The 16,874-nt window shown below is 29.8% G+C and carries 10 protein-coding genes, 1 tRNA gene and 2 pseudogenes; 3 read left to right on the top strand and 10 right to left on the bottom strand.

Annotated elements, in window-relative coordinates:
- Positions 1-56: 56 nt before the first annotated feature.
- A complete protein-coding gene (locus NOVO_05750) occupies positions 57-434 on the bottom strand; it encodes a hypothetical protein (protein ID AIL65512.1) in 378 nt (125 codons plus the stop codon).
- A 529-nt stretch (positions 435-963) separates the two neighbouring features.
- On the opposite strand from NOVO_05750, the gene NOVO_05745 reads away from it, so the two are divergent.
- Positions 964-2,220, top strand: a complete 1,257-nt coding sequence (locus NOVO_05745; GenBank protein AIL65511.1) for a hypothetical protein — start codon at positions 964-966, stop codon at positions 2,218-2,220.
- 261 nt (positions 2,221-2,481) lie between these two features.
- Here the strand turns inward: NOVO_05745 and NOVO_05740 are convergent, their stop codons facing one another.
- The gene (locus NOVO_05740) at positions 2,482-3,063 is read right to left on the bottom strand and encodes a putative membrane protein (protein AIL65510.1); all 582 of its coding nucleotides are present in this window, start codon (positions 3,061-3,063) and stop codon (positions 2,482-2,484) included.
- A gap of 148 nt (positions 3,064-3,211) precedes the next feature.
- On the opposite strand from NOVO_05740, the gene NOVO_05735 reads away from it, so the two are divergent.
- Positions 3,212-3,286: transfer RNA gene (locus NOVO_05735), tRNA-Glu, on the top strand.
- 251 nt (positions 3,287-3,537) lie between these two features.
- Here NOVO_05735 and NOVO_05730 read toward each other — a convergent pair.
- From NOVO_05730 to ubiH, 4 genes are all read right to left on the bottom strand, one after another.
- Positions 3,538-6,000, bottom strand: coding sequence for an Ankyrin repeat protein (locus NOVO_05730; GenBank protein ID AIL65509.1), 2,463 nt, complete (start codon positions 5,998-6,000; stop codon positions 3,538-3,540).
- 121 nt (positions 6,001-6,121) lie between these two features.
- Positions 6,122-7,933 carry a Sensor histidine kinase gene (locus NOVO_05720; GenBank protein ID AIL65507.2) on the bottom strand — a complete coding sequence of 604 codons (1,812 nt, stop codon included), beginning with the start codon at positions 7,931-7,933 and terminating at the stop codon, positions 6,122-6,124.
- Positions 7,918-8,901, bottom strand: coding sequence for a hypothetical protein (locus NOVO_05715; protein ID AIL65506.1), 984 nt, complete (start codon positions 8,899-8,901; stop codon positions 7,918-7,920). The genes NOVO_05720 and NOVO_05715 overlap by 16 nt, the downstream gene beginning before the upstream one ends.
- 227 nt (positions 8,902-9,128) lie before the next feature.
- Complete coding sequence (gene ubiH, locus NOVO_05710) at positions 9,129-10,310, bottom strand: 2-octaprenyl-6-methoxyphenol hydroxylase (GenBank protein AIL65505.1); 1,182 nt, start codon at positions 10,308-10,310, stop codon at positions 9,129-9,131.
- Positions 10,311-10,380: 70 nt separating this feature from the next.
- On the opposite strand from ubiH, the pseudogene NOVO_05707 reads away from it, so the two are divergent.
- Positions 10,381-11,582 (top strand): annotated as a pseudogene (locus tag NOVO_05707) (DNA/pantothenate metabolism flavoprotein; disrupted).
- An 85-nt stretch (positions 11,583-11,667) separates the two neighbouring features.
- Here NOVO_05707 and NOVO_05705 read toward each other — a convergent pair.
- The 4 genes and pseudogenes from NOVO_05705 to alaS all read right to left on the bottom strand — a co-directional run bounded on the left by NOVO_05705 (position 11,668) and on the right by alaS (position 16,874).
- Positions 11,668-12,392 (bottom strand): annotated as a pseudogene (locus NOVO_05705) (Class II aldolase/adducin domain protein; disrupted).
- Positions 12,393-12,420: 28 nt separating this feature from the next.
- Entirely contained in the window at positions 12,421-13,239 is an 819-nt protein-coding gene (gene nlpD / locus NOVO_05685; protein AIL65504.1) for a Murein hydrolase activator NlpD precursor, read from the bottom strand.
- A gap of 11 nt (positions 13,240-13,250) precedes the next feature.
- Complete coding sequence (locus NOVO_05680; GenBank protein ID AIL65503.1) at positions 13,251-14,171, bottom strand: hypothetical protein; 921 nt, start codon at positions 14,169-14,171, stop codon at positions 13,251-13,253.
- Positions 14,172-14,231: 60 nt separating this feature from the next.
- Complete coding sequence (gene alaS, locus NOVO_05675) at positions 14,232-16,874, bottom strand: Alanine--tRNA ligase (GenBank protein ID AIL65502.1); 2,643 nt, start codon at positions 16,872-16,874, stop codon at positions 14,232-14,234.

Below are 16,874 nucleotides of genomic sequence, written 5' to 3'. Positions count from 1 at the left end.
TAGATAGGTCTAATATAGAAATTAGGAGCAATAAACTCCTAATTCAAATTAATTTGCTATAAAATTGGTGTGTCTGATACCCCCAAACAAACTGGAACACACTTTATTTCCTCTGGAAAATGAAGATATAATTCTTTTACTTCATTTTTAGGCATCATATCAATTAATTGATATCCATCAGGACATATAGGAGAAGCAAATGCCAAGTTATAGTGCTGAAGCTTTACTAAAAATCCATACTGCCTATGGTGTAAATGTGATGATTCAAGGTTAGCTTCAGCTAAAATATCATCTCTTTCTCTAAAATTTTTTGGGATATCTTTAGTAATGATATAAATGCTATCTTCACATTTTACTTTCTTTTTAGTATCAATATTATCTCTATCATATTTATGCCTATTTAAATTAAAAAAAGTGTCTTGTATAATACCCATAAAAGCCTATGTTTGAATTGATTAAAGTAATTTTTTATTTATTTATTAAATCACGGCAAGAACATAATAAATTAATTTATCTAAGTCAATTAGGTTAATAGGCAAATTATTAGATTTTGATAATTAACCTTAAATTTTGAAGATTACTCTGATTATAACACTAGAAAGAGTAGTACTGAAAACAGCTTTTAAAGAACTTAAAATTTTATAGAAAATAAATTTAAAACTCTTGAATTTATTCAACTTAAAAATTTTGCCATGTATTATTTTTAATCAAATCTTCTTATTTGCAATACTGCCTATTTTGTATATGCTAATGGTATTAAAAAGGAACATTCTAATTATAATTATTATCTTTTACCTCCCCTTACTAATTTTCTACATCATACCCATCTTATAATCTGCATTTCTATACCAATCTTAATTATGAGTAATATTTCTAGTTTATTTCAATAAGATTTGTATTGACATATCAAACATTATAGATAATGATTATCATTATCATATTTAAATTGAAACAGTAAATAACATGAATAAAAAAAATTATATCTTGATTTTACAAGAACCTACATTATATAGAATTTTAATATGTTCCAATAATTTATACTTACAATCTGTGGATAAATTATCTGAACTAGAAAATCTAAAATCTTCTTGTCAAACTACGAACGCAAATAGCATACCTATCAATTTTTCTACACCCTTAAATATAGAGCATATTATTTTTCATGACTATAATTATAATATTTTAACAAATAAAAGTGTTTCATGTATAAATTTTAAAACTGATAATAAAGAAATAATTAATAACCTAACACAAGATCAATTAACTATAGTTAATACAAAGATAATAGAATTATATAATACAATTTGCGTACCTAATGTAAGTGGTATATGCGAAAATCGTGACTATAACCTTCAAATCTATATTAAACTATATGAGTTGTTACATAATTTTTGTAATGCTTCTTATATTACTACTCCCAGAATTAGTAATGATTCAAATGACTATCTGCGTGTAATTAAAAAAGATATTAATCTTCAGTATAAAATATTCAAGTGCGATAACATCAGTGTATATGATACAGTCAATATGCCTTCAAATAAGGTACAGAAATTCATCACATCACTTGAAAATATATGCAGTCAACCTTCACATATAAAAAGTTGGACTTCAGATTTTTTTCAATCTATGGATACTCTGATTATTGATGAGTACATTAATTATACAAGATATAATTTTATTTATAATAACGTAGAAAATGAGACTTATTTTAGTGATTACAACCATGAGAAGGGAATATTTGCGCAAACTCCTCATGTTCATTTAGGATCACATTCTATAATTTTCTCAACAGACAAATTATATAAAAATCTTTATAATTACAACTCTACTGCAGAGGCAGAGACTACTAATAAGCTCATCTATAATCTTATAAAAAGTATATACTCTCGAAATGGGCATTATGATATTAATGAACGCATACAAGAAATTTTTTATTACAATAGTATAAAATTTACACCTTTAGAATTTCCTTTAGAGATAACAGAAAGTATGTCTAACATTCCAGAAGATAATATAAATGATAGTAACACATCAACTGAATCCCATTATATTCCAAATAATTATTTGGCATTATTTTCTATAGGACTATTAGGAGGAATAGTAGGAGCAGCATCATACACTTACGGCAATAAAATCTTAATTAGTATGCTATCTTTGATAGGGCTGTACTCACATGCCCCAAATGAAGAAAATTATGAATTATGTAGGCTAGAAACATGATTGTTATTCTCAGACTCCTCTGTTAAACTGATTTTTTGTAAAGAGAAGATAAGTGTAAAGAAGTAATATAACTATCTTTTAAAAAGCTAGTAACGTATCAGTCATAATGCTAATTTTGCTCTTCATAGATAGATCATAATATAAACAGTAAATTCAGTTGTATTTAGAACGAAGGCAGATAGAGAGAGCCTACAAATAGTAGGAGCGCTTTGATACGATAACGTCCCGCAAATCATTTACTATACATAATATACTTGCTAACTAATGCCTTGCTTTAGGAGAATCAATTTTTCTATGTAATTCATTAATAAGCCTACATTGTTCTTTATTTAATTCAAATAGCAGATTTACTTGCTGGGTAGTAATCGTATCTATTTTTTCATTTAATTCTCTAATTAACAGTTCTGACTTCAAATTAACTAAATAGTCATTCTCAGCTTGCTTTCTGTCTTTTTCAGAATGTCTATTTTGACTCATCATAATAATAGGAGCTTGTATAGCAGCAAGACAAGATAATATTAAATTCAATAATATAAAAGGATAAGGATCAAAATCATTAGTAATTTTAAAGACATTAATACCTATCCAAATTAAGATAAATAATATAAATGCTAAAATAAAACCCCAACTACCTCCAAAGCGAGCCATTTTATCAGCTAATCTTTGTCCAATAGTTATCTGCTCATCTTTAGATTGTTGATAAAGTTTTTCTACTAATAACTCTTCTGCTTTAATTGAATTAGCAACAATAGAATTTAATCTATGCAAATTTTTATTCTGTACTCGTAACAACTTATTTATATGATGAGATCTATTATAAGTGTTATTATTAATATTTCCCATATTTTCATACCATAAATAGAACTTGTTTACATTAATCATATAAATAATATACGAAGGTTGTTAAAAAAATCTTGATTTATTCGTTAAACCTGATTAAGGTGACAAGCATCATATTGATATTAATCAAAGTACGTGTGATTAAATCTATGGCCCCTTCGTCTAATGGTTAGGACATCACCCTTTCACGGTGGCAATACGGGTTCGAATCCCGTAGGGGTCACCATTTATTCAAAAAATAAATGGTGTTAATTTAGCATATATCTCTCAATATTTTACTTACCACTTAATTTTTTATTTATAGTAAATTGATTTGAACTTGCGGGCACAGTTAGCTCAAAGCTCACCTAGCAATTAGTAGGCTTTACTCCTCATACACTTAGTATCAAACTTAAACGTTTTTACTATAGTAGGAAAAAGTAGTTTAAAATAGTATTTTCCCCACGAGCACCAAAATAAATATTGAAATTGCTTAAGTTATATACATCTCTGAGAATTATTTTCCTTCTCATATAGAATATTTTCTCTCCAATTTCTTTCGGGAAAGGTATTTTTTATTTGAACACTCTTATATTTTTGTAATTCAACTTCTAGTTCAGCATATCTCATTTCCAGCTGTTTATTTTTACTCTTTTCATGAAATAATTCTATTCTAGTTTCTGACAATAATTCTACAGCGTTATTAGCTTGTGCAGCTTTAAATTCGAATATATTCTTGGTTTCTGGATCTAAGGTCCTAATTTTTTCCAGCGATCCATAAAACTTTTTATACAATTCCATGAATTTTTCAAAATCATCCTTATATAATGGAATTCTTTTTAATATGTTAAAAAGATGAATTGCATGGTTATTATCGGCATGCAATATTAAGAATATTTCTTCATCATTATCTGAATTAATAAAATAATCAAAACAATTTTCAGTTTTATACTGAGTATATTCATCATATACTTTAAATAAATCTTTATCAGCCATATTATAGGCTGTATTTTTTAATGCTGAATATGGGGCAGTTGATAGAAATTTATTCGGATAGGCTTTATGTAGCAATATTGCTAAATCTGTTTCTATATTTTCACCTATATTATATTTGCTAGGTACCATCGAAGTAATTATATTTTTTAAATCATTATCTATTTTATAAAACTCTTCTTTATACTCACTATCTAAAGCAGTTAAATATAGTTCTATATCATATGGGTAACCTTCTTTTAAAGCCATATTATAAATTTGCTGTTTAATTATGAATAAGGCTTCTTCATAAGTACACCAAGAAGATTCTTTATCAATAAGTTTTAATAATGGCTGAATATCTATATCTTTTTTTTCGTAAATAAAATAAGCTATATTGGCTATTTCTGCTAATTCTTTATGCTCTTTAGAGTAGGAGAAAGGATCGATATTTTGATTTATTATTACTCCAAGCAATAATAATGTTTTAAATATTGGAACATCTACTATATTAGCTAAATCTAGAGCATTTTTATTATTATTGTTTATTGCATTAATATCTAACCCTTGCGCAGCTAAATATTTCATTACCGCCTCATTATTATTTTTAGCAGCATAGTGGAAAATGTTTTCTAAATTAATATCTAAAATGTGCATATCTGCACCTTTACTTATTAAATACTTTACTAATTCTAAATTATTCCCCTCTGTCGCATAGTGTAAAGCAGTTTTTTTATCATAATCTTGTATATTAAGATCTATACCATTATTTACCAGAAGCTCTACTAATGCACTATTGCCCTTGGATACAGAATAATGTAATAGAGTTTTTCCATGAGAATATTGTGCATCTATATTTAAATTATATTTGATAAAATATTCCACTAATTCTAATAAATCTTGGGTATGATGTTTAATTATATGAGACATAGGAGTTATACCTTTTATATTAGGTAAATTTAGCTCAGCTCCATGTTTTATTAGATAAGTAACAATTTCCCTATTCCAATTAAATACAGCATGGTGTAATGCGGTGTTATTTTCACTATCTTGTAAATTTAGATCAGCCCCATGTGCTATTATATATTTTATTGTTTCAAATTCTTGCTTAAGCACAGCCCAAATTAAAATTGTTTCTCCTGAGGAATCTGGTATATTTATATCAGCTCCGTGAGATATTAATAATTCAGCTAATTCTAGATTATTATTCTCAAAAGCATAAAATAGTGGAGTTTGATGATGGATATCTTGTGCATTGATATTAACCTTGCAATCCAATAAAAACTCTATAACATTCTTGTACCCCTTGTTTACAGCATAATGTAATGGGGATTTTAATTCTTTATCATTTATATCTGCTCTGGATTTTTCGCGTAACAAACGCTTTACCATTGCTATAGTACCGTATTCTATAGCATAATGTAGAGGAGATTGGTTAGAAAAAGTATGGTATGATATAAGATTTTTATCACCTTCCAATAAATAGTCCACTATCTCTGGATGGTTATTCTTAATAGCATAATGTAAGGTTGTTTCGCCGAATATATTTTGAGCAGTTATATTAGCACCATAGATTTTTAATAAATGTAATAATTCTTTATTACCTATTGCTGCAGCGATATGCACAGCCGCTTTGCCGTCAATATTTTTAGCATTTATCTCAATATGATGCGAAATTAAAAATTGTACGGCCTTTATTTGCTCATTTTCTACTGCAGTATGTAAAGCGGTATTTCCATTCTCATCAATAGACTTACCATCCAAATTGGTATTTTCTATTAACCACTCTAGAACATCTACATAACCTACATAAGCTGCATAATGTAAAAGATTTTTTTTTGATTTATCATGAAGTTCTAAATCTAAATTACGATCTGTAATTTTTTTAAATATTTCCTTATTACAGAGTTGTTTGTCTTCTATAACACAATTTTTAATAATATTATTCAATTCATTTACTATCATTACCATATTGTTTTGCATAACCATAGAAACAAATCTCCAAAAATTTTATAATTTTTTAATTTTTATAATAGAAATCAATTTATTAACGGTCAAGCGTATTTTTTTAACAATATTATAATATGTATTAATATAGTATGTTAAAAGACTATTTAGGTAGAGTCCGTTCAAGTTCATATATTATATTCTGTCTTTGGTAGGGCTTTTTGATGTAGGTGAAAATGCCAAGTGTGAATGCTCTTTCAATTTCGGCACTATCGGAAGAACCAGTCTGTAAAATAACTGGAATTTTAGCAAGCTCTGGATCCTGCTTGATTTCAGCGAGTACATTTAAGCCATAAATATCTGGCATCATTAAGTCGAGCAAAATTAAATCTATTTCCTTAAAATGTTCTTTCAAATATTCAAGTCCTGCATAACCTCCCGCTGCTTTATGGAGATTATAGCCACTTCCAAAAAGTAGTAATTCCATACTCATTAGGCAGGCATCTTCATCATCTATTATTAAAATGTTAGCTGATTTAGTAGTTTGAGTGGCAGGTTTTGTAGGTATTTCGACATTATTTTCGGCAATAATATGATGGCCGTCCATTTGTTTGGCCTGCGATATTGGAATAACAAAGTTAAAAGTTGCACCTTGTTCATTATTTTCTGCCCAAATTTCACCATGATGAGCTTCGATAATTTCTTTACATATCGCAAGTCCAAGGCCGGTACCACCTGCTTTTGTTTTGGTCTTACTGCTTTGAACAAAGACCTCAAAGATAGTATATAATTCATTTTCAGGAATGCCTATCCCTTCATCTTTAATAGCAAAATGATAAGCTTCGCACTTATTTTCATCATCATAAGTGATTTCTGAAGAGCTAAGAGAAACAGTTAGAGTAGAATTATTTGGGCTGAATTTGATGCTATTAACAAATAAATTACGGAGGACTTGGCCTATTCTTTCTTTGTCCGCCAGGATAAAGGCGTCTTTTAAAGGAGTATAATTGATAAGAACCTCTTTTTCAGCCATATATAAAATTTTAGCTTCCTCAATCATTTTAAGGATGATGAGATTTAAGTCTATTTTTTCTAGCTTCATAATCATCTTGCCAGCCTGAAACTTAGAAAGATCAAGGAGATGGTTAAGCAGCGAAGATAATCTCTTCGCATTTGTTGCTACTTGTTTAGCCAAATCAAATTTTCTTTGATCTTCAAGAATATTCCAGTGTTCTACTAACCCTTCAGATAAATTGGTAAATCCTTGTGTCGGCGTCCTAATCTCATGACTCATATTATTTAGGAACTCTGTCTTGGCTGAAAGTGCATGTTCCAACTCTGCGGTTCTGCTTTGAACCTGAGTTTCTAAATATTCATTTACTTCATTTAGAGTTTTTTCTTTGAAATGATTAAAAATTTCCTTATTTTTTGCAAATATAGTACCAAGTATTGTAATACACAAAAACATATAAAAAAATAGATAAGTTTGATAACCTGTAGGCCAACTATCAATCTTATTGCCCAACACATAGAAAAATAATAAGCCTAAAATTATACCTATAGCCTCAACACTCAAAAAAGTAATAGAGTCTAATAGCAAAATGACAATCATCACTCCTATGTTAAAGTTGATAAGCCATTCTAATGAGAAATTATTTTTTAGTAAAAGATAAGTGGTCAAAAACGGGAGTGTAAAAATAATCACACTAAACCAATATAATGGTAAATAAAATTTTAATTTATATGGCCATTGTTTATGAAATAACAATACTAAGCATAGTATGAGTGAAATAATTCTTATTATTATCCCAGTAAGGTAAGATTTTGTGTATATTTCATATATAATAGCAATAGGAAAATTGATGAGACCAACTATAGAAAATGTATAATAAGATGCTCCATATTTTTTTACCCTATTTTCAGCAATATTTGCTAGAGCTTTAATCCAAAAGGCAAGGTTTATGGCTTTTTGCATATTATTAACCGTACTTTATTATTATAATTCAATATATCTAACACACCAAATCCTATTTTATGTAATAAATTGTTAATATCCATTAGGGTAAATTTTTGTGAGGCAGCTCCCCGAAGTTCTTGATTTTGTCTTATAGCAATAGTACCATATTTTTCCATTTCAAAAATTATATTTTCTTTTGCTACAAAAAATTTTTCTATCGTCCTACAATGTTTATGCCATAAAAATCTTATTTCAAAAAAATTTAAATAATCTTTAAAGGGAGGATGAATAATAGCAAAATATTCTAAAATACCCCTAATTAACTTATAAGAATATATATTATCATAGGCTTTAATAAGAGTTTGTTCATCTTGATTCGTATCAACTGCTAGAAGCAATTTATCTCCAATATTCATTAATTTGAATATTTGCTGTAAAGCCTGTAATTGTAGAGAGGAAGAAAAATTCCCTATTGTTCCCCCCAGCAATAATATACATTTCTTATCATCCTCTTTTTTTAATGATTTAAGATTACCAAGAGACATTAAATCAGCTTCAACACCCCTTATATCTATGTTATACGTATTTTCTTTTATAAAGGCACAGGCCTTATCTAAATAAGGTTTTGAATGGTCTATAGCATAATAACGTTTCAACGACTTCGCATAATTTAATAGAGGGATAGTTTTATTAGTTATTGTATGATTTGATCCTGGTCCAATTTCAATAATATCTTTAATATCTGATAGATGAGTAGTAAGCTTTTCAGCATTATTTTTTATTATAGCTACTTCCTCACTAAATAAATAATAATCAGGGTTATTTTTCACCATTAAGTCATAGGTAGAGCTTGATCCCATATAAGCATAAGGTAACATATCTATACCTTTTGGATCAGTAAAAAATTGATAATAATCTGCCAATATTTTCTCTTGTTCAGATAATTTAATAGTAGTATCTAATTTATTTTTTAATATACATTTCATTTCTTGCTCCAATTCCCTTATTTACATCGTTACTTATTCTTAATATAATTTTACAATTATTACAATAATAATACGATTAATAAAAAAATATTTAATTATATAGTATTGAAGCTACAGAAAATATAAATGTAATAAAAAATTAAATTTCTCTATCCAATAACTGCTTGATTTCGGCATTGTCTGAGGAACCAGTTTGAAGAATGACTGGGATTTTAATTAGAAGTTAATCAATATACACCGCGGGCATAATTCATAAAATATTTTTGTAGTAAAGGAATTTTATTGACTGCTGCAAGACCGAGTCTACGCATGACTTTAACTGGTAAATAATCATTTGAGAAAAGAGCATTTAAACCGTGGGTAATCAAAAGCATTGCCTGATTGTCAGCTTGTCTTGTGCGCTCATATTCTGCAAGCAGCTGGCTGTTGTTTAATGCAAAGCCCAACTTCTTATACTGCACCATTAATTTTACTAATATCTCAATATCCCTAAATCCCATATTCACCCCTTGTCCTGCAATAGGATGTATCGCATGAGCAGCATCCCCTACCAGTACAATATTATGAGAATAATATTTTTTAGCATAAGAAAAAGAGAGAGGATAAGCAAATCTTGGTTTATGTATCTTAATTTCTCCTAAATAATCAGTAAATCTTTGGCGTAAAAAATAAAGAAATTCTTCGTCAACCATAGACATAAGCACAGGCACCCTGTCTTTTTTCTCTGTCCACACTATTGCAGAATGGAATCCTCCTCGGAGGGGCAAAATAGCAAAAGGTCCCGAAGGTAAGAAACGCTCTTGTGCAATATTATGATGATTTAATTCATGAGATACACTACATACAATGGCAGTTTGATCATAATTTTTACTAACTACTTCTATATTGGTGAGCTTACGAACAGCCGAATTTTTGCCATCAGCTGCAATTAAAATGTCAGCTGATAATATTGCCTTATTTTCTAAAGTAATAAAAACCTTATCATTTTTTTCTTCTATTAAATTATAATGACACTCAGAATACATAATTAAATTCTCATAATTCTTAGCCGACTCATATAATTTATGTATTAATGTATTATTTTCCAGCATAAAACCTAAGGGCTGACCACTCACTAACTCATGATCAAAATGTAAAAATAATTTTGATTTATTATCACTAACTCTAATTTCTTCTATTAAACCTGCTTCTGATTCTAAGTGATGCCATAAATTAAATGCTTGAAGTATTTGCTTTGAACCATAAGAAATAGCACTAGCTCGCCCATCAGGTTTAGCGTTATATCTAAGTTCCATATTGCTTTTTTCAATTAATGCAACTTTAATATTTTTACTTGCCAGCGCGCATGCAAGTGTTAGGCCCACTATACCCCCACCAATAATCACCGCATCAAAATTTATATATTTCATATTATTTGCATTTTTCTCATAAAATAGATATCCTTATTTATTATAATTTATATCATAATATAAATAAAAAATGCAAAAAAATATATTACTTATCGTTACTGGCAGTATCGCTGCCTATAAATCCGCTGAATTAGTTAGGCTATTAAAAAAGGCTAATTATAATGTAACATGTATAATGACTAAGTCTGCAGGACGATTTATCACTCCTCTTACCTTAGCTTCCCTCAGTAATAATATGGTATATGAAAATTTATTCTCGCTGACAGAGGAAGTAGAAATGGGACATATAACCCTATCAAGGCAAGCAGATATTATTTTAGTTGCGCCAGCAAGTGCCAATATAATTGCAAAAATGGCTACAGGACTTGCAGATGATCTAGCTTCAACCGTTTTGCTGGCAAGTAATAAGCAAATAGCTGTTGCCCCTGCAATGAATATTCAAATGTGGAACAGTAAAGCTAACATACGTAACATTAAACAACTCGCCCAAGATGGTGTAGATATTATTGCACCTGAAGAAGGAGATTTAGCTTGTAATGAAGTGGGTAGCAGCCGTATGGCTTCACCAGAAAATATTTTAAATTATGTAAATACGTATTTTAATAAATGAATTTAAAATCCAAGCAACTTACCGCTCTAGTCACTGCAGGGCCCACTCAAGAAAAAATAGACCCTGTGCGCTTTATCAGTAATTACTCTTCAGGTAAACAAGGTTATGCAATTGCAGAGGCACTTGCAAAGCATCTAGTAAAAGTACATTTAGTATCTGGGCCTACTTGTTTAATGCCTCCCAAAAATGTAGATTTTACCTATGTTGAAACTGCTTCGCAAATGCTCAGTAGCTGTGAGCAATTACTGCCTGTAGATATAGCAATTTTTGTGGCGGCAGTTGCAGACTTTAGACCTAAAATTATTTCTTCACAAAAAATCAAAAAAACTTCTGCAGATGAAATCTCTATTACCTTATGTAAAAACCCCGATATCTTAAAAACTATAAGCATGCATCAAACTAAACGTCCTAAACTGGTGATAGGATTTGCAGCAGAAACAGAAAATCTTTTAGAAAATGCCAAAACCAAATTAGAATCTAAGCAATGTGACTGGATTATTGCAAATAACGTCCATACTGATAAATTCGCTAAATCAGCTTTCAAAAATGATTATAATGAAATATATATAATAACCAAACATAGTATTGAGCATTTTCCTTATATGGATAAAAAATCCATAGCTGAAAAATTAGCACAGAAAATTGTTACATATCTTAAATAGGCTGCCTATCTACCCATACAATAATCTAACGCAAGTACCCTAAATATATCTGAAAATATTTATTTATCAGCTAATCAAGCAATAATTAGAGCATATAGCTAATATCTTCCTTATCGATAATACGCTTTAATGCAATCCAATCTCGCATACCTAAATTAGGTTCAAAATTTCTCATATCATTTGATGCTTTTTCACATATTTTAGAATCAGGCATAATAACCTCTTTACCTGTACCGCAAGCTGCTAATTGCACTTTACAGGCTTGTTCTAAATAGTAGGTATAAAATAAAAAGCTTCTTGAATAGTTTCACCACAGCAAAGAGTACCATGGTTACGTAAAATTAAAGTTTTATTCTTCCCTAAATCTTCAACTAGCTCCTTTCCTTGAGCTTTATAATCCAAAGCAAGAGAATTATAATTATGATATGAAATTTTATTATGAAAATGGAAAGAAAATTGACTCATAGAAACCAATCCTTCTTTAAGAGCAGAAACTGCTACCCCAGCAGTAGTATGTAAATGGAAAATAGCATTAATATCAGGACGTGCATCATAAATTGACCCATGTATTACATAACCTGTTTTATTATATTGATATTCAGAACCTGATAATATTTCACCTGACAAAGATACCCTTAATAAAGAACTCGCAGTAACTTCTTCAAATAACATCCCAAATGGGAAGATAAAAAATTCATTCTTACCTGGTATGCGAGCAGAAAGATGAGTATATGTTAAATCATCCATTTTTAATTTTGCAAATATGCGATATGCAAGAGCTAAGCTTGCTCTAATCTCCTGTTCTGTCATATTATGTCCTATATAAATATAAAAACTATTACTGTAAATAATCTAGAGGATTTACAGGTTTTTTATTTTTTCTAATAGCTAAATGTAGTTGAGGTGTTGAAACATTTCCTGTCATACCTACATAACCTATTATCTCTCCCTGCTTTATAGTATCCCCTTTTTTTACTATAATATTTTTTTGGTGGGCATAAGCTACTAAAGTACCATCGGGTTGCTTTATAATTAATAAATTACCATACCCACGCAGTTCATTACCTGCATATAATACTTGGCCACCAGAAATAGCTTTAATTTTTGTACCTTCAGGGCTCGCTATATTAATTCCATCATTTTTAATCCCTTTACCCTTTACCCCAAAAGTGGAAATAACCTTACCCTGGAGTGGCCATATATATCCCTTATTACTTTTACTCTGTACGTTATTTAGAGTTACATTTTCTACCTCTTCTTCTATTTGGACTTTTGTATTGGCCTTACCATCTTCCTGCTGCAACGAGACAATTTTTACAGTATCATTTTTAACGATCTTTTGTTCACTTACTTCAGTTTTATTTGCATCATCATTTTTATTTATCTCTTCCTCTACCAATACATTTTTTTCAACTTTAACTGATTGCTCGATAATACGTTCTGATTTATCTTGTTCTCTATATAATAATTCACGACTTTCAGCTGTGATATTTAATGCAGGCTTATCATGCTTTCTATTTACTCTCGTGAGAGAATTTTTAGACTCTTTACCATAAAATTTTTCTCCTAAATGCACTATTTGTGCAGGATGATTTGAGGTACAACTGATATTCAATATTATTAGAAACAAAGATAATATAGTAAAATATTTAAGCATAAAAACCTATTTTATTTATAATATATTAAATATCTTGGCACTATAGACTCTATACTAGTCAAATTAACAAGTATCTCTGATAATGAAGATAAATTTTCTGCTTGATCAAATATATTATCGTATTTTAATAATTCTACCTGATCACTAGTTATAATGGGGCAAGGAAGTATTTCCACTATTTTAGCCATTATAGATGCTATCCAAAAAGGGACTGGGAATAAAATACGTTTTTTATTTACCGTCTTTAAAATAAATTCAATCATTGATTGAAAGGTAATAACCTCTGGACCAACTGCGGCATATATTTTACCCTGCAATTTAGGATCTGTAGCTATTTTACCAATAGCTTTAGCAAGATCTCCAACATACACAGGCTGAAATTTTGTTTTACCCCCACCAACCATTGGTATACAAAACATATATTTTATCAATTTGGCAAATTTATTAAAAAACTTATCTTCATGACCAAACACTACACTTGGTCTAATAATAGAAGCCTTATTAAAGGCCGCAATTACAGCTTTTTCTCCAGCAAACTTACTTTGTGCATATTTAGAAGAAATTTGAGACTTATTAGATGCTAGTGCCGAAATATGAATTAATTGCTCAACATTTTCCTCTTTGCATATTTTAGCTATATTTTCAGGTATTTCACGGTGTAAATTATCAAAGTCTTTTTCAGAAAATGTACCAAGTAAATTAATTACTATTGATGCACCACGAATAGCTTTATTAAGATGGCTTGAATTACATACATCAGCAGGCATTAGTACTACTTGCCCTGTAGGCCCAGCTGTTCTTAAATGTAAGGATTTTTGTGGATCTCTAGTAACAACTCGTATAACATATCCTAAAGAAGATAGCTCTTTCACTATATAATTACCTAAAAATCCCCCACCCCCAAAAATAGTTACCAACTTACCATTTTCCATTTATTCCTCGTTCTGAATTATATCACACTATATTATAACAAGTTATGCTAGAAGTACCATTCAAATATTTTGTAATTTATCCTTAATCATGGCTATAACTTCAGGAATTTTTTCGCTATAAATACCTCCTGATTGAGCCAAATCTGATTTGCCTCCTCCACCTGCTCCACCAAGTATAGTAGCTGATAATTGTGATAATTCTACAGCACTTATTCTGGCAGTAATATCTTTACTTACTCCAATGATTACTGATAATTTTGTATCTATATTAGATATAATAATAATAACAGCATTATTAAATTTATTTTTTAAATCTTCAACTAAACTACGCAATTCTTTTACAGGTATATTATCAACTATATGATGCATGAAAGAAATATCACCTATTTTCTCATGATAATTTTTTTCAAAGATAGACATCAGATAATCTTTACGTAGCTTTGTTAAATCTTTCTCTAATATTTTTTTATCATTTATTAAAGATGTAACTCTACTACTAAGATCCTCTACAGGTACCAATAGTAATTCTGACAGCTGTACTAATGTTTTTTCCTGCTGATGTATAACTTTGACAGCTTCTTCTCCAGTCACCGCCTCAATACGTCTTATACCAGCTGCTATTGCACTTTCTGAAATAATTTTGAATAATCCTATATCACCAGTACGATTAACATGCGTTCCTCCACATAATTCTTTAGAGATAAGATTATTATTTTTCGATACAGATACTACACGCACTTCTTCTTCATATTTTTCACCAAATAAAGCTTCTGCACCACTTTTAATAGCATCATCTATTGATTGTTTTACTGTAGATATAGGAATATTTTGATAAATTATTCTATTAATAGTTTGTTCAATTAATAAAATTTCCTCTTTAGTAATAGGCTTATTATGGCTCATATCAAAACGTAATCTATCGCTTGCAACTAGTGATCCTTTTTGAGCAACATGACTACCAAGCTGAGCTTTAAGGGTAGCATGTAATAAATGAGTAACTGTATGATTTGCCCGTAATTTATTTCTATATTCTTCATTAATTTCAGCATTAACAATATCATCAATCTTGATACCCCCAGATACAAGAGTTACAAAATGTACATGTAATTTACTTAAATATTTTTTAGTATCATATACTTCTAATTTTATTCCTTGATTATTATCAGTAATGTTGCCTATATCTCCCATTTGCCCACCAGATTCTGCATAAAAAGGGGTTTGATTTAAAACTATTGCAAATTTCTTACCTATAACATCAACTTTTTCTACTATTTTATTATCTAAAATTAAGGCTATAACTTTAGCTTGAGCAGAGGGTGATTCATAACCTAAAAATTCTGTCGCACCAAATTTATTATATATTTCAAACCATATTTCTGACACAGTTTGTTCGCCTGAACCAACCCATGCTTTCCTAGCTAATTCACGCTGAGCTTGCATCGCAGTTTCAAACTCTGGTTCATTTATAAGTATTTGCTTCCTATCTAAAATATCCTTCGTTAAATCAAAGGGAAAGCCATAAGTATCATAAAGTTTAAATGCTACGTTACCACTTAAAGTATCTCCAGTTTTTAGATCTTTAGCTTCAAGATCTAATAATTTTAAGCCTTTATCTAAAGTAGTTAAAAATCTTTCTTCTTCTTGCTGCAGTGTATTAGTAATTAACCCTTCTGCCCTTATTAATTCAGGATAAGCCTCACTCATTTCTTTATTAATAATAGGTACTAATTTATATAATAAAGGATCTTTGCATCCTAATTGGTGTACATGACGCATAGCTCTACGCATGATTCTACGCAGTACATATCCTCTTCCTTCATTAGAAGGAGAAACACCGTCAGCAAGTAAAAAACACGAAGAACGCATATGGTCAGCAATAATACGATAAGACGCAGCATTTTCAATTTTTACTGGCACATTTGATAATTCTTGGATTTCTTCTATAATATTTTTGAATAAGTCTATATCATAATTATCGTGTACATTTTGCATAACAGCTGCTATACGTTCTAAACCCATACCTGTATCAATAGACGCTTTTGGTAATTTTATTCTCTCACCATTTGACAGTTGTTGATATTGCATAAATACCAAATTCCAAATTTCTACATAACGATCACCATCTGAATTTGGCTGCCCTGGTAACCCTCCCAAAATACGATCTCCATGATCATAAAATATTTCAGAACATGGACCACAGGGACCAAGATCACCCATTGACCAAAAATTATCATCCGTAGCAATACGTATAATTTTTTCATCTCCAAAGCCAGTAATTTTATGCCATATTTTGTATGCTTCTTCATCATCATGATAGATGGTAACGTATAATTTTTGTTTGGGAATTGCGAGTTCAGTAGTCAAAAAATTCCAAGCAAATTCTATCGCTTCTTGTTTAAAATAATCTCCAAACGAAAAATTGCCAAGCATTTCAAAAAAAGTATGATGTCTTGCCGTATATCCTACGTTATCCAAATCATTGTGCTTCCCACCAGCCCTTACACATTTTTGGCTAGTCGCAGCACGAGTAAATAATGCTTTTTCATCACCTGTAAAGATATTTTTAAATTGTACCATTCCAGAATTAGTAAACATTAAACTTGGATCATTATATGGCACAAGAGGACTTGATGGCGCTATAGTGTGATTATGGGTCCTAAAAAAATTTAGGAATAATTCACGTATATGATTGGTATGTTTCAT

The organism is Rickettsiales bacterium Ac37b (assembly GCA_000746585.2).
Classification (GTDB): domain Bacteria; phylum Pseudomonadota; class Alphaproteobacteria; order Rickettsiales; family Arcanibacteraceae; genus Ac37b.
The sequence above is the reverse complement of the archived record's forward strand: the minus strand, read 5'-3'. Positions and strand labels throughout refer to the sequence as shown.